At 57.6% G+C, this 19,950-nt stretch carries 18 protein-coding genes, 1 tRNA gene and 1 pseudogene; 17 read left to right on the forward strand and 3 right to left on the reverse strand.

The genetic code is table 11. From position 1 onward, the window contains the following. The first annotated feature begins 261 nt into the window (after positions 1–261). The 11 genes from mdh to AXF19_RS10695 all read left to right on the forward strand — a co-directional run bounded on the left by mdh (position 262) and on the right by AXF19_RS10695 (position 11,712). Complete coding sequence (mdh, locus tag AXF19_RS10645; protein ID WP_009656634.1) at positions 262–1,212, forward strand: malate dehydrogenase; 951 nt, start codon at positions 262–264, stop codon at positions 1,210–1,212. A 155-nt stretch (positions 1,213–1,367) separates the two neighbouring features. Continuing rightward, positions 1,368–1,443: transfer RNA gene (locus AXF19_RS10650), tRNA-Lys, on the forward strand. Positions 1,444–1,523: 80 nt separating this feature from the next. Then, the gene (gene surE, locus AXF19_RS10655; RefSeq protein ID WP_172837383.1) at positions 1,524–2,285 is read left to right on the forward strand and encodes a 5'/3'-nucleotidase SurE; all 762 of its coding nucleotides are present in this window, start codon (positions 1,524–1,526) and stop codon (positions 2,283–2,285) included. A 116-nt stretch (positions 2,286–2,401) separates the two neighbouring features. Then, positions 2,402–3,064, forward strand: a complete 663-nt coding sequence (locus AXF19_RS10660) for a precorrin-2 dehydrogenase/sirohydrochlorin ferrochelatase family protein (RefSeq protein ID WP_066848621.1) — start codon at positions 2,402–2,404, stop codon at positions 3,062–3,064. Next, a complete protein-coding gene (hemA, locus tag AXF19_RS10665) occupies positions 3,018–4,337 on the forward strand; it encodes a glutamyl-tRNA reductase (protein ID WP_066848624.1) in 1,320 nt (439 codons plus the stop codon). Before AXF19_RS10660 ends, hemA begins: the two co-directional genes overlap by 47 nt. After that, positions 4,297–5,232, forward strand: coding sequence for a hydroxymethylbilane synthase (gene hemC, locus AXF19_RS10670; RefSeq protein ID WP_066848627.1), 936 nt, complete (start codon positions 4,297–4,299; stop codon positions 5,230–5,232). Before hemA ends, hemC begins: the two co-directional genes overlap by 41 nt. Beyond that, positions 5,229–6,746, forward strand: a complete 1,518-nt coding sequence (gene cobA, locus AXF19_RS10675) for a uroporphyrinogen-III C-methyltransferase (RefSeq protein WP_066848630.1) — start codon at positions 5,229–5,231, stop codon at positions 6,744–6,746. Before hemC ends, cobA begins: the two co-directional genes overlap by 4 nt. After that, positions 6,743–7,714, forward strand: coding sequence for a porphobilinogen synthase (gene hemB, locus AXF19_RS10680; protein WP_066848633.1), 972 nt, complete (start codon positions 6,743–6,745; stop codon positions 7,712–7,714). The genes cobA and hemB overlap by 4 nt, the downstream gene beginning before the upstream one ends. A 10-nt stretch (positions 7,715–7,724) precedes the next feature. Beyond that, positions 7,725–9,044 carry a glutamate-1-semialdehyde 2,1-aminomutase gene (gene hemL, locus AXF19_RS10685; RefSeq protein ID WP_066848635.1) on the forward strand — a complete coding sequence of 440 codons (1,320 nt, stop codon included), beginning with the start codon at positions 7,725–7,727 and terminating at the stop codon, positions 9,042–9,044. A gap of 131 nt (positions 9,045–9,175) precedes the next feature. Further along, a complete protein-coding gene (locus AXF19_RS10690; protein ID WP_066848638.1) occupies positions 9,176–10,831 on the forward strand; it encodes a putative polysaccharide biosynthesis protein in 1,656 nt (551 codons plus the stop codon). Continuing rightward, positions 10,828–11,712 carry a diacylglycerol/lipid kinase family protein gene (locus AXF19_RS10695; RefSeq protein ID WP_066848645.1) on the forward strand — a complete coding sequence of 295 codons (885 nt, stop codon included), beginning with the start codon at positions 10,828–10,830 and terminating at the stop codon, positions 11,710–11,712. Before AXF19_RS10690 ends, AXF19_RS10695 begins: the two co-directional genes overlap by 4 nt. A gap of 4 nt (positions 11,713–11,716) precedes the next feature. Here the strand turns inward: AXF19_RS10695 and AXF19_RS16040 are convergent. From AXF19_RS16040 to AXF19_RS10705, 3 genes and pseudogenes are all read right to left on the reverse strand, one after another. Then, positions 11,717–11,824 (reverse strand): annotated as a pseudogene (locus AXF19_RS16040) (secretion protein HlyD); the annotation flags it as partial. 58 nt (positions 11,825–11,882) lie between these two features. Then, positions 11,883–13,106: an ATP-binding protein gene (locus AXF19_RS10700; RefSeq protein ID WP_066848647.1), complete on the reverse strand. Its 1,224-nt coding sequence runs from the start codon at positions 13,104–13,106 to the stop codon at positions 11,883–11,885. A gap of 15 nt (positions 13,107–13,121) precedes the next feature. Continuing rightward, positions 13,122–14,363 carry a tRNA(Met) cytidine acetate ligase gene (locus AXF19_RS10705; RefSeq protein ID WP_066848649.1) on the reverse strand — a complete coding sequence of 414 codons (1,242 nt, stop codon included), beginning with the start codon at positions 14,361–14,363 and terminating at the stop codon, positions 13,122–13,124. Positions 14,364–14,515: 152 nt separating this feature from the next. On the opposite strand from AXF19_RS10705, the gene mnmA reads away from it, so the two are divergent. The 6 genes from mnmA to AXF19_RS10735 all read left to right on the forward strand — a co-directional run. After that, entirely contained in the window at positions 14,516–15,601 is a 1,086-nt protein-coding gene (gene mnmA / locus AXF19_RS10710; protein WP_172837384.1) for a tRNA 2-thiouridine(34) synthase MnmA, read from the forward strand. Between the two features lie 35 nt (positions 15,602–15,636). Beyond that, positions 15,637–16,686 carry a hypothetical protein gene (locus AXF19_RS10715; RefSeq protein WP_066848654.1) on the forward strand — a complete coding sequence of 350 codons (1,050 nt, stop codon included), beginning with the start codon at positions 15,637–15,639 and terminating at the stop codon, positions 16,684–16,686. Between the two features lie 11 nt (positions 16,687–16,697). Further along, positions 16,698–17,546, forward strand: a complete 849-nt coding sequence (locus tag AXF19_RS10720) for an NYN domain-containing protein (protein WP_066848656.1) — start codon at positions 16,698–16,700, stop codon at positions 17,544–17,546. Between the two features lie 10 nt (positions 17,547–17,556). Further along, positions 17,557–17,958, forward strand: coding sequence for a DUF3783 domain-containing protein (locus AXF19_RS10725; RefSeq protein WP_066848659.1), 402 nt, complete (start codon positions 17,557–17,559; stop codon positions 17,956–17,958). Next, the gene (locus tag AXF19_RS10730; protein ID WP_066850230.1) at positions 17,958–18,899 is read left to right on the forward strand and encodes an ABC transporter substrate-binding protein; all 942 of its coding nucleotides are present in this window, start codon (positions 17,958–17,960) and stop codon (positions 18,897–18,899) included. Before AXF19_RS10725 ends, AXF19_RS10730 begins: the two co-directional genes overlap by 1 nt. Beyond that, positions 18,899–19,950: aminotransferase class I/II-fold pyridoxal phosphate-dependent enzyme (locus AXF19_RS10735; RefSeq protein ID WP_237141599.1), on the forward strand; the 1,052-nt coding region annotated here is incomplete at its 3' end. The genes AXF19_RS10730 and AXF19_RS10735, both read left to right, overlap by 1 nt.

Here is a 19,950-nt window from a genome sequence, read left to right on the forward strand (position 1 = left end):
ATGAAAATCTGACTCAGTCGATGAAAATAATCGGCTGAGTTTTTTCGTGTGTACGAGAGAATTCGGGAGAAATGTATGCTGGGTGAAAAGAATGTCTTTTTCCACGAAAGTTTGAATAATTCTCCTAAATAAGTAATTGATTTTTCTGAACGAGAATGTTATAATGATTCCATAGTTATGAACTATTGGTATACCCTGTTCCGAATCGTGTCACTTATTGCTAGGGATGGGTGACAGGAGAGTTTTTAAGGAGGAAATACTATGAAGGTAACTGTTGTTGGTGCAGGTAACGTAGGCGCAACCGTAGCAAATGTCGTCGCGCTCAAGAAGTTTGCACAGGAAGTCGTCCTCATCGACATCAAAGAGGGCGTCTCCGAGGGCAAGGCGATGGACATGATGCAGTGCTCGCATGCCCTGAACTTTGACACGACGGTCAAGGGCGTTACGAACGACTATGCTGCTACGGCGAACTCCGACGTTGTGGTTGTTACCTCCGGTCTGCCGCGCAAGCCGGGCATGACGCGCGAGGAACTCGTCGGCGTCAACGCAAAGATCGTCAAGAGCGTTGTGGAGCAGGCGCTCAAGCACTCCCCGAATGCAATCTTCATCATCATTTCCAACCCGATGGATGCGATGACCTACCTCGCGCTGAAGTCGACGGGACTCCCGCGCAACCGCGTCATCGGCATGGGCGGCATGCTCGACAGCAGCCGTTTCCGTTACTATCTCTCCGAGGCGCTCAACGCCGCAGGCCATCCCGCAACCCCGAGCGATGTGGACGGCATGGTCATCGGCGGGCACAATGACAAGACGATGGTTCCTCTCGTCAGCATTGCAACGCTGCGCGGCATCCCTGTGACCCAGCTCCTCTCGAAGGAAGTGCTCGCAGACGTCGTCCAGAAGACGAAGGTCGGCGGCGCAACGCTGACGGGTCTCCTCGGCACGTCCGCATGGTATGCACCGGGTGCATCGGCAGCAACGCTCGTCGAGGCGATCGCGCTGGATGCGAAGAAGGTCATCCCCTGCTGCGTCTACCTCGAAGGCGAGTACGGCGAGAAGGAACTCTGCGTCGGCGTTCCCATCGTGCTCGGCAAGGGCGGCTTTGAGAAGGTCGTCGATGTCAAGCTCGAGGGCGAGGAGAAGGCGAAGTTCGACGAGAGCGTCCAGGCGGCTCGCGAGGTCAACGCACAGCTCGGCGATGCGCTGAAGTAAATCGTTTCCCGAACATATCTAAAGGTCTTTGCAGTTGGTCTGCAAAGGCCTTTTTCCTATAATGCGAAGGATGATTTCTGCGTAAACAGCACATTCCCCCTTGACAGGGGCGCAGTGTTTCCACTATAATAGCTATGCGCTCATAGAGCGTATATGACTCACTAGCTCAACTGGCAGAGCAACTGACTCTTAATCAGTAGGTTCACGGTTCGATTCCGTGGTGGGTCACCATGTGTATTTCATCCGCTTGGCGGTTTTTGAAAAAGCAGGTTGGTACGCCAACCTGCTTTTCGTATATAGGAGGCGTGTTTTTGAATATCCTGATACTGAATGACGACGGCATTGCGGCAGAGGGGATACGGACGCTCGCGCGTCATCTGGCGCAGCGTCATACTGTGACTGTTGCCGCACCGATGCACCAACAGAGCGGGACCTCCCACGCGCTGACGATCGGGCGTGCGATTGAGGTGCGTGCCGATGAGCGCTTCGATGAGACGTATGACATTCGGGCGTGGGCGATCGATGGGACACCGACGGACTGCGCAAAGCTCTATTTGGACGCGATTGCAGAGGAAACACCCGATGTCGTGCTCTCCGGGATCAACCACGGCTCGAACCTCGGCACCGATGTGATCTACTCGGGTACGGTCGGCGCCGCCTTCGAGGGGCTCTTTCACGGCATTCCGTCGTTTGCTCTCTCTCTGGTCGAGGGCAGCCGCATCTCCTATGCGGAGGCGGCGGCATATTTTGAAGGCTTTATGGAGCAGGTGCTGGCCGTGATGGAGAAGCCCTTTCTGCTCAATATCAATTTCCCAAAGGAGCTTGCGGACGGGCAGCCTCATTTTGTCTTTTGCAGGCAGGGCGGGCGCGACTATATCAATGCGTTCGAGCGCATTGAGGAGAACGGGTGTGTGCACTACAAGGTGGCGGGCGAGGTCTCCGATACGGATAAGGGCGCGGGCACGGACATCTATGCGGTGGAGCACGGACTGATCTCCGTAACGCCCGTCGGCATGGATATGACGGACTATCCGCTGCTTGAGGGATGCGGCAGGTTGATCGAGACGCGCTGACTGCCTGTTGATAATCACTATAAAGAGAGGGGATTCGGTCTTCTCCTCTTTTTTTTTGCGCCCATTTGCGGTATAATAGCGAACGTGAATAGGATTCATATTTCGGAGGTGTCTCTTTGCTGTATCCCGTGAATCTCGATCTGAGCGGTCGGCTCATCGTTGTTGTGGGCGGCGGCACAGTGGCTGAGCGCAAGGTGAGGGGACTCCTCGCTGCGGAGCCTTCCGTCTCTGTGCGCGTGATTGCACCGCAGCTGACAGAGAGTCTGCATGCGCTCGCAGCAGATGAGAGCATTGATTGGAGAAATGAATGCTATGTGCGTGGTTCCCTGTCAGGGGCATTCCTCGTCTATGCGGCGACGGATTCCCCTGCACTCAACGCGGAGGTTGCTGCCGAGGCAAAGGAATGCGGAATGCTTGTCAACGTCATCGACGACCCTGATGCCTCCTCGTTTCAGATTCCTTCGAGTGTGCGGCGCGGGGATTTCCTGCTGACGGCTTCGACGGGCGGCGGGAGCCCCGCGCTGGCGCGTGCAATACGGATGGAGCTTGAGCAGCTCTATCCGCCGTCGTTTGGCGTCTGGCTGGAGCGGGCTGCGATTCTGCGCAGGGAGCTGCAGAAGGCGCTTCCAACGAGCAATGCGCGCACGGAGTTCTGGCGCATGGCACTGCGTTCCGATATTTTGAACATGATTCGCTGTGGAGAGTTAGAGAAAGCAGAGGTGGAGTTACGGCATGCAGCTCTTGACATTGGGGCTAAATCATCGCACGGCTCCGGTTGATGTGCGTGAGCGTGTATCATTTTCCCGTGAGGAACTGCGTTCGGGACTTTTGAGTCTGGGCGAATACGACGGTCTGAGCGGCCTGGTCATCCTGTCGACGTGCAACCGCACCGAGCTCTACGCATCGGTGGACGATCATGAGCGCGGGGGAAAGGCGCTGCGGCAGTTCCTCAACGATTTGGCACAGGGCGGGGATGATCTGGATGAATATCTCTACACCTATGTGGATGATGAGGCAATCCGCCATCTGTTCCGTGTCGCTTCGAGCCTTGATTCGCTCGTGCTCGGCGAGGGGCAGATCCTCTCGCAGGTCAAGGAGGCATATGCGATTGCCCGTGAGGCAGGTGCAACGAGCACAGTGCTGAATTTGCTCTTTCATCGCGCCATTGCAACGGGCAAGCGCGTGCGGACGGAGACGCGGATTGCATATCGTTCGGTGTCCGTGAGCTATGCGGCGGTGGAACTTGCAGCTGCCTCGCTCGGCGGTCTTGGCGGCTGCGCCGCGCTGATCTTCGGTGCGGGCAAGATGGCGGAGCTGACGGCAGAGCATCTGCGCGCGCACGGAATCGAGCTGATCTATGTCGCGAACCGCCACATTGAACGCGCTGAGCGGCTTGCAGAGCGGATCGGGGGGGAGGCGATTCCCTTTGATCGCGCGATGGAGTACGCAACCTGCGTCGACGTGGTTGTCACCTCGACGGGTGCACCGCACTATGTCATCAAGGCGTGGGAGGCACGCCGCCTGATGGCGCGCCGACAGGGACGGAAGCTCTTCCTCATCGACATTGCGGTTCCGCGCGATGTCGATCCCGATGTTGCGGCCATCAAGGGCATCGAACTCTATAACATCGACGCACTCGAAGCTGTCGTGGACGAACATCTCAGCGAGCGTCAGGCGGAGGCTGTCAAGGCGGAGAAAATCGTGGAGGAGGAGGTTGACGCTCTTCTCGAACGCTTCAAATATCTGTCCTTCCAGCCGCTCATGGCGCTCCTCTCGGGGCGCTGCGAGCGGATCCGCGAGCGCGAGATCAAGCGCGTGAGCGCAAAGCTGCCGGATCTGTCGGAGGAGGAGGGGCGGCAGGTGGAGCATATGAGCCGCATGATCGTCCGAAAGATTCTGCGCATCCCCATGATGAAGCTGCGCGCATCTGCCGGAACAGCGGATGAGGCGTTCTACATTGAGGCAATGCGCGCCCTCTTTAAGTTAGATGCGATAGGAGAGACGGGAACAAGTGAACAGCGGCACAATCACTATCGGTACGCGGGCAAGTAAGCTGGCACTGTGGCAGGCGGAATACATTGCAGGAGAAATCGAAAAGCAGCATCCTGACTGTCGTGTAGTGCTAAAAAAAATGACGACAAAGGGCGACCGCATTCTCGACGCACCTCTTGCAAAGATCGGCGGCAAGGGGCTCTTTACGAAGGAGCTCGAACAGGCGATGCTCGCGGGAGAGATCGATCTCGCGGTGCACAGCCTGAAGGATATGCCGACGGAGGTTCCCGAGGGACTCATGATCGGCGCGATTACGGAACGCCTCGACCCGGGCGACGCATTTGTCAGCGTGCACTACAAGGCAATTGAGGAACTGCCGCAGGGTGCACGGGTCGGCACATCGAGTCTTCGGCGGCGGGCGCAGCTGCTCGCCGTGCGGCCTGATCTCACAATCCTCGATCTGCGCGGGAATGTCAATACGCGTCTGGCGAAGCTGGATGCGGGTGAGTTCGACGCGATCGTCCTTGCGGCTGCCGGGCTGAAACGCCTTGGTCTGGGGGAGCGCATCCGCACGATCCTGCCGCGTGCGATGATCCTTCCCGCCGTTGGGCAGGGCGCGCTTGCAATCGAGTGCCGCGCAGACGATATGCGGATTCGGGAACTCATTGATTTCCTGTGCGATCCCCATATGACGGCGGCAGCGACGGCGGAGCGTGCCTTCCTGCGGCGCGTCGAGGGCGGTTGTCAGATTCCCGTTGGCGTCTACGCCGAGGTCGGTGAGGGCAATATGCTCCACGTCGAGGCGATGATTGCATCGGTGGACGGCATGCGCGTCTGCCGCTCGCGTACGATGGGCGCGACAGACACGGCGGAAAAGCTAGGCATTGCTCTGGCGGAGGAGCTGCTCGATGTTGGTGGTCGGGATATTTTGAAAGAGATAGGAATTACAGTATGAGCGGAAAAGTATTTCTTGTCGGCGCGGGTCCGGGCGATCCGCGCCTTTTGACGGTTGGTGCAATGAACTGTCTGAGAGAGGCGGATGTCGTGGTCTATGACCATCTGGCGGATGAGAGCATTCTCGCCCATGTGCCGCCTGCGGCAGAGCGCATCTACGTCGGGAAGCAGTCCTGTAAGCACACGATGCGGCAGGAGGACATCAATGTCCTGCTCGCAGATAAGGCGCAGGAGGGCAAGACGGTCGTTCGTCTCAAGGGCGGCGACCCCTTTGTATTCGGGCGCGGCGGCGAGGAGGCGCTCGTGCTTTTGGATCGTGGCATTCCCTTCGAGGTGCTGCCGGGCGTGACCTCGGCGATCAGTGTACCCGCCTATGCCGGCATCCCCGTGACGCATCGCGGCGTTGCCGTATCCTTTGCCGTCATCACGGGACATGAGGACCCGACCAAGTCGGAATCCCATATCAGATGGAAACATCTCGCAACGGGCGTTGATACGCTGATCTTCCTGATGGGCGTTGCAAATCTTCCCGTCATCACGAAGAATCTCATCGACAACGGCCGTCCTGCCGATACCCCTGCGGCGATCATCCGCTGGGGGACGCGCGCCGATCAGGAGACCTATGTCACGACAGTCGGTGAGGCTGCCGCGATGGTGGCGCGTGACGGTGTCCGTCCGCCCGCGATCTTCATTGTGGGCGATGTGGTCAAGCTTCGCGAGCAGCTGCGTTGGTTTGATCGTGCAGATATACGACCACTCCACGGGAAGCGTATCCTCGTCACGCGCGCGCGTGCACAGGCATCGGCGCTGACGGAGAAGCTGACGGCGCTTGGGGCTTCCTGCATCGAGACGCCCGTGATCCGCATTATACCGCCCGCCGACAACTATGCGGCACTCGATCATGCAATCGGTGAACTGCATTCCTATCATTGGGTGATTTTTACGAGTGTCAATGGTGTGGAGCATTTCTTTGCGCGGCTCGCTCATGCGGAAAAGGACACGCGTGCGCTCGGCTACGCGAAGATCGCCGCCATTGGCCCGGCGACGGCTGAGGCTCTGCGTGCCCATGGCATTCATGCCGACCTCGTTCCCAAAGAATTCCGTGCGGAGGCGGTCGTGGACGCGCTGAAGGACATCCTGCCGCCGCGCGCACGCATTCTTCTGGCGCGCGCACAGGAGGCGCGCGATGTACTGCCGGAGTCACTGCGCGCGCACGGGGCGGCGGTCGATGTTGTCGCTGCATATGAGACTGTACCGGAGCTGGACGGCGGGGCAGAGCTTGCCGCGCGTCTGACAAATGGGGAGATCGACTTCGTGACATTCACCAGTTCCTCCACGGTCAAGAACCTCGTGCAGCAGCTCGGCAATATCACGCCCCTGCAGCAGGTGAAGATCGCCTGCATCGGGCCTGTCACGGCTGACACGGCACGAAATTTTGCACTCGAGCCGGATATCGTGGCGGAGACCTATACGATTGACGGATTGGTAAATGCAATCAAGGAGTATGTACAATGAATATGATTCAGCGTCCGCGTCGTCTGCGCATTTCATCCGCAATGCGCGATCTGGTGCGCGAAACCGAGCTTTCGCCGCGTGATTTTGTCTATCCGATCTTTGTCGTGCCGGGGGAGCAGATCAAGGAAGAGATTCCGAGTATGCCCGGATGCTATCACTACTCTGTGGATCAGGTCGCGGGGCTTGCGCGTGAGATTGCTGCGCGCGGGATTCCTGCGGTCGAGGTGTTCGGTCTGCCCGCATATAAGGATGAAATTGGTTCGAGTGCATGGGATATGACGAGCCCTGTGCAGCGCGCGATTGCTGCAATCAAGGATGCGGTGCCGGAGCTGCTCGTGATCGGCGATGTCTGTCTCTGTCAGTATACGAGTCACGGACACTGCGGCGAGCTGCACGATCACTATGTGGACAACGATGCGACACTGCCGCATCTCGTTCAGACAGCTGTCAGTCAGGCGCGCGCCGGTGTGGATATTGTTGCGCCCTCGGATATGATGGACGGGCGCGTTGCGGCAATCCGTGCGGGACTCGACGCCGAGGGATATGTCAACACGAGCATCATGAGCTATGCCGTGAAATATGCATCGGGCTACTATGGTCCCTTCCGCGATGCGGCGGACAGTACGCCCGCCTTCGGCGATCGGCGGCAGTATCAGATGGATCCCGCGAATGTGCGCGAGGCGCTGAAGGAAGCTGCGCTCGATGTCGCCGAGGGTGCGGATATCATCATGGTGAAGCCCGCGCTTGCTTATCTCGATGTCGTGCGACAGGTCTACGAGGCGACGGATCGCCCAATTGCTGTCTACAATGTCAGCGGCGAATATGCGATGGTGAAGGCGGCTGCTGCAAATGGCTGGATTGATGAGCAGCGCATTGTGCTCGAGACGCTGACGAGCATGAAGCGTGCGGGCGCGAAGATCATCATCACATATCATGCGATGGACGCCGCCGCGTGGCTCAGTGCGTAAGGAGATATTTATGCGGAATACGGAACAATCGAAGGCCGCCTTTGCCGAGGCGAAGAATTATATGCCGGGCGGGGTGAACAGCCCCGTGCGTTCCTTTGCGAACGTGGGCGGGAATCCGCTCTTTATCGCGCGCGCCAAAGGCTCGCATATCTACGATATCGACGGAAACGAATACATTGACTACGTTGGCTCATGGGGCCCGATGATTGTCGGTCACGCGCATCCGCAGGTGGTGAGCGCCTTGCAGGAGGCTGCGGCGCGCGGCACAAGCTACGGCGCACCGACCCTCCTCGAAACGGAGCTGGCGAAGCTCGTACAGTCAGTCTACCCAACCATCGAGGTCATCCGCATGGTGAACTCGGGAACGGAGGCGACGATGAGCGCGCTCCGCCTTGCGCGCGGCTATACGGGACGCAGTAAGATTGTAAAGTTCATCGGCTGTTACCATGGACACAGCGACAGTCTGCTCGTCAGCGCGGGGTCGGGGATGGCGACGTTCGGCGTACCGAGTTCGCCCGGGGTGACGGCGGGCACGGCTGCGGACACGATTGCCGTACCGTACAATGATGAGGACGCGATCCGCTCCGTCATGGAGCGCGAGGGCGACGCGATTGCGGCGGTCATCGTAGAGCCCGTGGCGGGCAACATGGGACTCGTCCTGCCGCGTCAGGGCTATCTCTCCCTGCTGCGCGAACTCACGGCAAAGCACGGCGCGCTGCTCATCTTCGATGAGGTTATGTGCGGCTTCCGCGCCTCGCTTGGCGGTGCGCAGGCAGCCTACGGCATCCGCCCCGACCTCACCTGCCTCGGCAAGATCATCGGCGGAGGACTGCCCGTTGCGGCATACGGCGGACGGCGCGAGATTATGGAGCGTATCTCTCCTGCGGGTCCCGTCTATCAGGCGGGCACACTCTCGGGCAATCCGCTCGCAATGACGGCGGGCATCGAGACGCTGAAGATCCTCACAGCAGAACCGGAGGAGGGGAAGGCGGACTACAGCCGCGAGCTGACGATCAAGACGAAGGAGCTCCTGCTCGGCTGGCAGCGCGCGGCAAAAGATGTGGGCGTTTCAATCTGCGCCCATCAGGCGGGCTCGATGTTCGGCATCTTCTTCATCGACCGCGAGGTCTATGACTATGCGGATGCGGAGGCGGCAGACCAAGAGGCATTCCGCATCTGGTTCGAAACGATGCTGGACGAGGGCATCTACCTCGCGCCGTCGCAGTTCGAGACCATCTTCCTCTCGGGCGCGCATACGGACGCGGACATCGCGCGGACGATTGCCGCTGCAGAGAAGGGCTTTGCAGCCGTAAAGAAAATGCGTGGATGATTTTTTGATCAGCCTCCTGTGCGTTATACACGTGCAGGAGGTTTTGTTTTGAGAAAAGTCCGATTGCTCCATGGGGTTGCATATGGTATAATTCAATCGTAGTTTATTGTTCAAAATATCGTATTGAGGCGGTGTTTCTCATTCGTGAGATAGATGTTGCTGAGGGGAAAAGCAGCAAGGGAGAATCCTTCCTCAAGGGAACCTTTGTCCTGACGATTGCAGGTTTCGTCGTCAAGGTCATCGGCTCACTCAACTGGATCTTCGTTTCCCGCATCCTCGGCGGTGAGGGAATCGGTCTGTATCAGATGGCTTTTCCCATTTATTTTTTTGCCATGACGGTTTCGCAGGCAGGTGTGCCCGTCGCCATCTCCATCATTACAGCGGAACGCGTGGCGCTGAACGACATATACGGCGCAAAGCGCGTATTTCGCATATCGATGGCGCTCATGATCATGACAGGTCTCCTGTTTTCGATTCTGACCTATCTGGCTGCGGACTGGCTGATCGACTGGCAGCTGATTCGTGACGCGCGCGCCTATAAGTCTGTGGTGGTACTGGCGCCGACGGTCTTTTTCGTGACCCTGCTCGCGAGTTCGCGCGGCTATCTGCAAGGCTGGCAGCGCATGACGCCGACAGCGGTGTCACAGATCGTGGAGCAGATCTTCCGCGTGGTGACGATGATCGTCCTCGCGAGCCTGCTCATGCCGTGGGGACTCGACTATGCTGCGGCGGGCGCATCGCTCGGCGCGCTTGCCGGAGGGGTCACGGGGCTGATCGTGCTCGTCTACTTCCACATCAAGCTCGAGCGCGATATTGCGCGCGACTATGGCACGGAGTTAAAGCCCATGCCGGGTGCGGCATATGAGTCGCGTCTCTCCATCATCAAGCGGATCTTCATGCTGTCTCTGCCCGTCTCGGCGGCGAGCATCATGCTGCCCGTCGTGTCGAATCTCGACCTCATGATCGTCCCGCAGCGCCTTGAGGTGGCGGGCTACAGCATCAGCGAGGCGACGGAGCTCTTCGGCTATCTGAACGGCATGGCGGTGCCGCTCGTCAACCTCGCGACTATCCTGACCGCCTCCATGGCGATGAGCATTGTGCCCGCGATCTCGGAGTCGCGCGTGCTCGGCGATCGGACGCGCGTCTACGATCAGACGGCGGCATCTGTGCGCATTTCGAACTTCGTCTGTTTCCCGGCATTTGTCATTGTCTTCGTGCTCGCGACACCAATTTCCGCATTGATTTACAATGCGCCCGGCGCGGGACCCGCCGTCATGATCTCGGCGGTGAGCATCATCCTGCTCGGGCTGCATCAGGTGTCGACGGGTATCCTGCAAGGTCTCGGGCATCCGACCATTCCGATGGTGAACATGCTGCTTGCGGCTGCGGCAAAGATTTTTCTGAACTGGCATCTCACGGCGATTCCATGGCTCGGCATCATGGGCGCGGCGTGGGCGACGGCGGCGGACGTGGGCGTTGCTGCACTCATCAACCTCTACTTCATCTACCGCTTCATTGGCTATCGGATCGAGCTGCTGCAGCTCATCAAAACCATCTGTGCCGCCGCCATCATGGCGGGCGCGGTCTATCTCTTCTACACATGGACGCTCGAATGGTGGGGGATTGCTGCCATCTCTACCTTTGGCGCAGTCTTCTTCGGCTGTGCGGTCTATATTGCGGCAATGATTCTCCTGCGTGCGCTGATCGAAGATGATCTGCGCCGTCTGCCGATGATTGGCACGGTTGGGATTCAGTTCTTGCAGCGGATTGGAGTTTTTAAGGCATGAAAAAACTTGGGCTGATTTACAACCCCGTTTCGGGTCATGCTCTTTTCAAAGGGAAGATTGACTTCCTCATCGACCTGTTCCAGCGGCATGGAATCCTGCTCACGCCCTACCGCACGCGCGGGAGCGGAAAGGACGATCTCGGGCACTTCCTGCGGGAGATCCGTCCGGACGGCGTGCTCGCTGCGGGCGGGGACGGTACGGTGCACGCCGTGGTGAACGCGATGCTCGAGTCCGATACGGATGTGCCGCTCGGCATCCTCGGCAGTGGCACATCGAACGATTTTGCCACGCATCTCGGTATTCACGGGGACTGGGAATCCTATGTGGAGCGCATTGCGGCGGATGAGTCCCGCCGCGTCGATGTGGGGCTGCTCGATGGACACGGGCAGTATTTTATCAACGTCGTGAGTGCCGGCATGCTCACAGGGATTGCCCACGAGGTGAAGTCAACCTACAAGAACGCATTGGGGAAGGTGGCATATTATCTCAAGGGAATCGGTGAGATTCCGCGCCTGCGCTCGTTCAGTCTGCGCATCGCAGCAGATGGTGTTCAATACGAGGAGGAGGCTTTTCTCTTCGTCATTGCCAACAGTCCCGTGGTCGCGGGCATGAAGCAGATTGGGCACGACATTGCCATCGATGACGGGATGCTCGATCTTCTCGCCGTCAAAAAAACAGGTCTGCCGCAGTTTATGTCTGTTGCGGCAGACCTGTTTTCCGGAAAGTCGGTCACGGAACGTGAGAATATCCTGCACGTTCGGGCAAAATCCTTTGAGATTTTTGCAGAGGAAGAGCTCTGCAGCGACGTAGACGGCGAGTGCGGGCCTCTGCTTCCGCTGCGCGTACGCACGCTCCCGCTTGCGCTTTCGGTATACTGCTGATTACTTAGGGAAGCACTGATAAATTCAGCACCGCCATCTTAGCGCATCTTTTTTGCCCGCACTTCGTCGGCAAATCCTCCACATAGCCCTTGCTATGCGTCCAGTTTGCCTCCTAGTTCGGACGAAAAAATCTACGCCAATCTGACGGACTTCATTTTATCAGCGATTCCTTAGTGAATACCGAGATAGTGCGCGACGAACTGCTGTGCTGTGCGTCCGCTGCGTCCGCTGTGTGTCATCTCCCAACGCAGACCTGCGATGCGCAGTTCCTCCGGTGAGAGGTGGATGCCCTTTTGTGAAAGCATATGGTCGATGATCGCCAGATACTCGTCCTGATCCGGTGTGTGGTAGTGGATGACGAGCCCAAAGCGGTCTGAGAGGGATATGGTCTCGTTGATACTGTCATCGCGATAGAGTTCTTCCTGCTCGCGGTCACGCCATGTCTCGCGCACGAGATGGCGGCGGTTCGAGGTTGCATAGAGACGTACGTTCGGCGGACAGGAGGAGACGCCGCCCTCGATGGCGGATTTGACTGCCTTGAACTCGGCATCGGAGTCCTCGAATGAAATATCGTCAAGGAAGAGGATGAACTTGCGTCCCGCATAGTTCCGCAGCGCCGTCATAATCTCGGGCAGCTTGCGCAGCTGCTCCTTTGTGACTTGGACGAGGCGTAGTCCATTCTCCTCGTATTCGCTGACGAGTGCCTTGACGGCAGAGGATTTGCCCGTGCCGCGCGCACCAACGAGGAGGACGTGATTGGCGGGTTTCCCCTGAACGAAGGCTCGCGTGTTTTGGAGCAGCTGCTCCTTCTGGCGCCGGTAGCCGATGAGGTTCTTCATCTGTGTGCGTTCAAAATGGGCGATCCCACGGATCTTGTTTGCAGCATCATCCCAGCGGAAGACGACATGGCCCGCAAGCTCCCCGTAGCCGTAGCGTGCATAGTAGGTGAGCAGTGCCTCGGCATAGTCACGCGGGGTCAGTGCCGCCTCGATCCACGGGAGGAGGAAGTCCTCGGTCTTGTCGTATACGTTCCGGGTCGGCTCATAATAGTCGAGTAGCTTCTCTCCGAGGAATTTGCTGGTCGGTAGGGTGAGCAGCGGATAGAGGCGCTCGATGTCCTGATAGAATGCCTGACGCAGACTGCTTCCGGGCGGAAGTCCCGTCCGTTCCATGGTCTCTGAGACGAGATTCGCCTCATGAGTGAGGATATGGAGGAGGTAGCGCGGGAGCAGATTTCCGCTGAGTCCGAGATTCTCTGCAGCGCGGATGAGTTCGGCGGCACATTCCGCCTGAACTTCGGCGTCATCGGCATCCCATTCAAGGAAGCTGAGAATCGGGTCACGATCCAGAGAGTTCAGTACAAACAGGGTTGAAAGCTTCACATTCCGGCTCATAATACATTCCTTTCTTTATGGAAGAACTTGTGGTGATGTTATAAAATCTGTGCGGCATTTTCCCCTCACAGGCATTGGGTAGGTCATCAGACGCAGTTCGGTCGCGCGGGTATCGAAGGCGAGCATGTGCTGCAGCGGCGATAGCTCTCTCTGCGGTTGACTGCGCTCTTCGGATGACATGAACTCCGCCGTGCGCGTGATGATGGGAATCTCTGCGCGCTGTTTCATCGCGCGCAGGAGTCCGCGTCCGTGCGCGTTGAACGCTAGGGGACGTATATAGACAGCGCCGTGTGCATCAAAATCCCTCGTCTGCGCTTTGGTGAGATGTAGAAGCAGGTGCACGACCATCCGTGCAATGCGGCTCTGCGGATAGCGCTTTGTTGCAGCATTTCTGAGGAAATCGCTGTAGTCCTGCGCTGTTCTGCTCTGTATGAGGCGATTCTCAATGCCCTCGGCAATGCCATAGACCTCGGTCAGTGCGGAGCTGTCCGTCACGAGGAGGAGGTAACGCAGAAGGTCAAGGAGCGTATTTTCCTGCGGGAGTCCTCGCGCATACGCCTCTTGAAGATCAGCCAGTACGGAGGGCATGACGCTCTCGCTGAGTGGTTCCCACGGGGGGCGTGCTGCGGCGAGCACCTGACGGATGGAGGAGGCGCTTGTAATGCCGGCATGGAGATGTATGTCGCCATGCTGCGCCGCTCTCCGACGAATGCCGATCGGGACGATCTGCGGTGCGAGAACATGCAAGGCACGCAGATACTCGATGGCGAGGATGTTGTTCGGCGCACGCAGCATATCCTCTGAGACCGCCGTCTCTGTCGTCAGGACGGATGTGAACGCGCCGGCGTAGGAGTGACCCTCGTCCAGATGCTTACGCAGGCATCTTTGAACGGGCTCCTCATCAATTCGTGCCGCCACCTCTATGAGCGGAGCAAGCTCCTCCGCCTCCATGCCAAAGGCGAGGTGACTGACGATGCCGAGGCGGGAGAGGAGCGAAATGCCTCCGCGCGCAAAGTCCTGTGCACTGCGGCAGGCAAAGACGAAGGGGAGCTCGAGTACGAGATCCGTGCCACCCTCCACAGCATGACGCGCGCGCGTCCATTTATCGAGGACGGACGGCGTACCGCGCTGGGTGAAGCTGCCGCTCATCACAGCGATAACGGCGGCAGCGGGATACTGCTGCCGCAGCTGCTCGATCTGGAAGCGATGTCCGTGGTGGAATGGGTTGTATTCGGCAATGATGCCTATGACCTGCATAGCAATCCTCCCCACATCTATTCACAGCTATATTTTAACAAAAAAAACAGCGTTTGTGTAGCTTTCTCAAACAAATACAAATCCTTGTGTTTTCTAGGCACGAATGCTATACTAAACGCAATTTAGGAAAGTAGGGGGCATTGGATCGTAAGGTGAAGCAGGAACGTGTCTTGGTCGCAATGAGCGGCGGGGTGGACAGTTCGTTGACCGCGGCGCTGCTTGCGGTGCAGGGCTATGATGTGATTGGTGCGACCATGCGTCTCTCGGAGGACAGCCGTGAGTCTCTGTCGGAGGAGAACAACGGAGAGACACCGAGCAGTGTTGCCGACGCGCAGCGCGTGGCGGATGTTCTTGGAATCCCGCATTATGTGTTTGATTTTACGGCATCGTTCGAGCAGACGGTGATTGGCTATTTTCTCGATGAATATCAGTGCGGACGTACGCCAAATCCCTGCATCGTCTGCAATCGCCATATCAAATTTGGAGCACTTCTTCGTAAGGGCGAAGAGCTCGGTGCGCAGTACATCGCGACGGGACATTATGCGCGCGTTGAACGCGGTGCAGATGGCATATATCGTCTGCGCAAGGGGCAGGACACTGCCAAGGATCAGTCCTATGTCCTTTATCATCTGAATCAGGAGACGCTGGCACGTGTTCTACTCCCGCTTGGGAATTTCAGCAAGGATGAGACACGACGTATGGCAGAGGAGGAATATCATCTGCCCGTTGCCCATAAGGCGGAGAGTCAGGAGATCTGCTTTGTCCCGCACGATGATTACAAGACATATCTGCGGAAGAAGCGTCCCGCAGCCGTGCAGCGCGGCGAAATTGTCGATCAGGCGGGGAATGTACTCGGCGTGCACGAAGGCATTTCTTTTTACACCATCGGGCAGCGCAGGGGGCTCGGTATCGCCGCGCCTGAGCCGCTCTATGTGACGGCGCTCGATCCCATGCAAAACCGTGTTGTTGTAGGGACTGCGGACGATGTATATGCGCGCGAACTCATCGCATCGCATCCGCTCTGGACAATGTGGGATGCGCTCCGTGAGGCGCGTACGGTGCAGGCGAAGATTCGCTATGGGAAAAGGGAGGCGGCTGCGACGGTTATTCCTGAAGGGGCGTGCGTGCGCGTTCGTTTTTCAGAGCCGCAGCGCGCTGTAACACCGGGGCAGTCTGTTGTATTTTACGAGGATGATATCGTACTGGGCGGCGGCGTCATTGATGAGGTGATTGCCTGACCTTCCGGTGGAGTCAATAGGGAGAGAGGATTGCGATGATGAGCCGCACCATGAAAGCCAAGGTCGTCTGTGCTGTACTGCTTGCCGTTGCAGTGCTGCTATCGGGTCTCTTTTACTATTTCCGCATCTATACGAAGACGCCGGAATATGCGCTGCGCGCCATTGAATCCGCGCTCGATCAGCATGACGAGGCACACTTTCTCCGATACGTTCGCTTGGACGCCGTACTGGACAGCGGATACGATGACTTTATGACGGGGACGATGGATGCGGAGTTCGGGCATTCGCATGAGGCATCGGCGGCGCTCGAGGATTTTTCCAAAATGCTCAAGCCCGCATTTATCAATATGCTCAAGGATGCGGTGCATACGCGCGTGACAACGGGGGAATGGCCTTCTGTCAATCCTGCGGATGAGGCTGCAGATACGGAGAACATCCTGTCACGCATCGGCGTGCGGGATCTGACGTTCCGCGAGATCACGAACCTGACGCAGAATGACGAGGAGCAGACGGCAGAGGTTGATGTTGTTGTGCATCAGGACGAGGCGGATACCGATTTCACGTTCAAACTCCTGCTTGCCCCATCCGAGGACGGCGACTGGCAGGTCGTGTCGATTCAGAATCTGCATGAATATGCCGTTGTATTGCAGCAGGCACGCCGTCTGCGCATTGCATCCTATCTGGAGGAGACCAATGCAATCATTGCGCGCCACGATCAGACGGTGGGCGCCGCTCAGCTGCGCCTTTACTCTGTGCTCGGGGCGGGGGCGCTCGGCAGTCAGGCAACACGCGATATGGCGCGTCAGATCATGGAGCAGGACATTCTTGCGGACTGGCAGGAGCGTAAAGACGAACTTTCTGCTGTTTCCGTGCCGCGCAGTATGCAGAGTCTGCATCAGCTCCGCCTCAAGATCTGTGATCTGCACATTGCATATGCACAGGGATACGCAGCGTGGATGACGGATAAGAATGCAGCGACGATTCGCGCTGCCGAGGACAGCCTGCGTCAGGCAGAGGTGCTCGAGGTGGAGGCATCGTTCCTCGTGCAGCGTGCGAAACGCTCATTCGGAGATAAAATGGAGTAAGGGGAGAGAGTATGCTCGACTCGAGCAATGATACGGTTGCCATTCTCTACGACATTGAGAATGCACCGATTGAAATGCTTCAATATACGATCGATCAGGCGCAGCGCTATCAGCCTTGCCGTATGATTATCGTCTCGGACTGGGAGGCACATCCGGAGCAGAAGCGATGGGATCGTCTCATGGAGTATCCTGATCTGACATTCCGACAAATCAGCCGTACATTTTATGGAAAGAATTCACTGGATTCCGCCCTCTATGATGCGGCGCAGATCCTCTATCAGGAAGGTGTACGCAAATACTTTATCATCACGACGGACTCGGATTTTGTGCGCATTGCAGAGTCTCTGAATGCGGAGGATCCGTCCTATATCATCGGCGTTGGAACGAAGCAGGCGAGCGAGGATCTGCGCAATGCCTACAATGAATTCTTCGTCTACCCGCCTGAGCCGAAAGCGTCTCAGGGAAAGGGGAAGAAGGAGACACAGAATACAGAGGTGAAGAACGTGGCAAAGAAGAAATCCTCGGAGGATAAGAGCGCAAAGCAGAAGCCTTCGGCAGAGCAGACGGAAAAACCGGCAGAAGCAAAAAAAAATACAGGCAATCCTCCCGCCAAGAAGAAGGCTGTGACCGAAAAGCCGACAGAGGAGTCGGCGAAACCTGCCGCCAAAGCAAAGAAAAAGCAGACGCAGAAGACAGCGCCTCCTTCTGACGCTGTGCCAACACCGGCGATGAACGGGTTTTTGACCGTACGTCTGCCTAAGACGCTGCGCAGCTCGCTCGAGCAGAAGATGCTGGAGGAGGAGGTCTCTCTCGATGAGCTTGTGACCTATCTCCTCATGCGCGGGCTCGCAGCAAAGTAACGGAACTGCAATGATGAAAAAAGAAGAGCGTGTCCTGCTCTATCAATTCCCCGAGGAGCAGATTACGGTCATACGGGATGTATTGCGTGCCCTCGGTATCCGTGTGCAGCTTCTTTCTGACGGCGCATGGCGTGAAAAGGTTGGCTATCTGCTCGGACTAAAAGGCTATAAAGCCACCGCACAGCAGGGGGACGCGCATTTTGATTTTCCGCACCGTCTGCTGCTGCTCGAGCATATTCAGGGGAAGAGGCTGACAAAGCTTCTCGCGGCACTCGATGAGGCGGGCATCCCACGCATTACCTATAAATCGGCGATCACACCGTACAATACGCTGTGGACACTGCGCTATCTGTGTGAGCATATGGCGAAGGAGCACGCTGTGTCCGCAGGAGACCGGGAGGGAGATATATGATGAAGAGATTTCTTGCAGCGGTACTGTCCACACTGTTGCTCCTGACAGTAGGGTGCGGGTCGGAGTCACAGCCGAAGGACGCAAAACTCTCCAAACTCACCATTGGACTCATGCCTGACACGGACTCCATACCGTTCATTATCGCCGCAGAACACGGATACTTTGCGGAAGAGGGGGTCGAGGTTGAGCTCGTGCCGTTTAAGAGCGCGATGGAGCGTGATGCGGCACTGCAGAGCGGGAATCTTGACGGCGCGGTCTCCGATCTGCTTGCCGTCATATTTGCGCGCTCGGGTGGTTTTGCCGTACATGCGGTGTCCTATACGGACGGCAGCTATAACCTCGTTGCGAGTCCGAACGCGGGTATTGCATCGGCAGGTGATCTGCGCGGCAAGGAGATCGCCATTTCCCGCAACACCATCATCGAGTATGTGACGGATGAGATTCTCGAAGTCAACGGACTGGTGGAGCAGGAGGTCTCCAAGGTCGTGATTCCTCAGATCCCTGTGCGCCTTGAAATGCTCCAAAGCGGAAATCTCGGGGCGGCAGTTCTGCCCGAGCCGATGGCGAGCGTTGCTGTTGCCTCGGGCAGCCGCTATGTGACGGGTTCGGGTGAGCTTGGCATCAATCCCGGCGTGATCGTCTTTTCGGATTCCTCCATTCGAGACAAAGCGGACTCCATTCGGGCGATGTACCGCGCCTATGACAAGGCGGTCAACTATCTCAACAATACGCCGCGTGCGGAGTATATTGACCTCGTGATGGAAAAGAGTGGCTTCCCTGCGCCCGCCCGTGATGCGCTCGAGATGAAGCCCTATCGCCTTGCGGGCATTCCCTCGCAGAAAGATGTAGAGGAGGCTGTGCGCTGGGTCAAGAGCAAAGATCTCGCGGGGGACTACAGCTATGACGAACTCATATCTACTCTGCTGACGGAGGGCAAGTAATGCCGTATCTCTCTCAGACAAATGCGCCCATACAGGAGGCGTTGGAGCGGATGAAGCGTGCCCGTCTTGTGCCCTTTGACGTACCGGGGCATAAGCGTGGACGCGGGAATCCGGAACTTGTGGCATTCCTTGGCTCCGCCTGTCTCGATGTCGATGTGAACTCCATGAAGATGCTGGACAATCTCTGCCATCCCGTCTCTGTGATTCGGGATGCAGAGATTCTTGCCGCAGAGGCATTTCGTGCTGCACATGCGTTCTTCATGGTGAGCGGTACGACGGGCTCGGTACAGGCGATGGTGCTCTCGGCGGTGGGGCGGGGTGATAAGATCATCATGCCGCGCAATGTGCACCGCAGCGCCATCAATGCCCTCATCCTCTGCGGCGCAATTCCGATTTATGTCAATCCCGGGATCGACGATACGCTTGGCATCGCACTCGGGATGCGCGTCGAGGATGTGGCTGATGCGATTGCGCGTCACCCGGACGCCAAGGCGGTATTTGTCAACAATCCGACGTATTACGGTATCTGTTCCGATCTCCGCGCGATTACGGAGCTTGCCCATGCACATGGGATGAAGATGCTCGTGGATGAGGCACACGGAACGCATCTCTATTTCAGCGATCGGCTTCCCGTGGCTGCAATGGATGCAGGTGCAGACATGGCGGCGATCAGCATGCACAAATCCGGAGGCTCTCTCACGCAGAGCTCGATCCTGCTCTGTGCCGACAGCATGCCGCTCGGCTATGTGCATCAGATCATCAATATCACGCAGACGACGAGTGCCTCCTATCTACTCCTTGCAAGCCTCGATATCAGTCGGCGGAATCTTGCCCTGCGCGGGCGGGAGGTTATCGACAAGATCATCGATCTCGTCGCCTATGCGCGCGATGAGATCAATGCCATCGGCGATTACTATGCCTATGGGCGCGAGTTGATCGACGACTCTGCCGTTTTCGATTTCGATGCGACGAAGCTCTCCATCTTCACGCGCTCGACTGGGCTTGCCGGCATTGAGGTCTACGACATCCTGCGTGACGACTATGACATTCA

The organism is Selenomonas sp. oral taxon 126 (genome assembly GCF_001683335.1).
GTDB lineage: Bacteria > Bacillota > Negativicutes > Selenomonadales > Selenomonadaceae > Centipeda.

Coding starts and splice junctions, on each gene's coding strand:
- AXF19_RS10705 (WP_066848649.1), bottom strand. CDS start 14,363: ATGCAGGTCATAGGCATCATTGCCGAATACAACCCATTCCACCACGGA.
- hemA (WP_066848624.1), top strand. CDS start 3,018: ATGCAGCTCTTGACATTGGGGCTAAATCATCGCACGGCTCCGGTTGAT.
- hemB (WP_066848633.1), top strand. CDS start 6,743: ATGAATATGATTCAGCGTCCGCGTCGTCTGCGCATTTCATCCGCAATG.
- AXF19_RS10700 (WP_066848647.1), bottom strand. CDS start 13,106: ATGAGCCGGAATGTGAAGCTTTCAACCCTGTTTGTACTGAACTCTCTG.
- cobA (WP_066848630.1), top strand. CDS start 5,229: ATGAGCGGAAAAGTATTTCTTGTCGGCGCGGGTCCGGGCGATCCGCGC.
- AXF19_RS10695 (WP_066848645.1), top strand. CDS start 10,828: ATGAAAAAACTTGGGCTGATTTACAACCCCGTTTCGGGTCATGCTCTT.
- AXF19_RS10720 (WP_066848656.1), top strand. CDS start 16,698: ATGCTCGACTCGAGCAATGATACGGTTGCCATTCTCTACGACATTGAG.
- AXF19_RS10730 (WP_066850230.1), top strand. CDS start 17,958: ATGAAGAGATTTCTTGCAGCGGTACTGTCCACACTGTTGCTCCTGACA.
- AXF19_RS10715 (WP_066848654.1), top strand. CDS start 15,637: ATGATGAGCCGCACCATGAAAGCCAAGGTCGTCTGTGCTGTACTGCTT.
- AXF19_RS10725 (WP_066848659.1), top strand. CDS start 17,557: ATGATGAAAAAAGAAGAGCGTGTCCTGCTCTATCAATTCCCCGAGGAG.
- mdh (WP_009656634.1), top strand. CDS start 262: ATGAAGGTAACTGTTGTTGGTGCAGGTAACGTAGGCGCAACCGTAGCA.
- hemL (WP_066848635.1), top strand. CDS start 7,725: ATGCGGAATACGGAACAATCGAAGGCCGCCTTTGCCGAGGCGAAGAAT.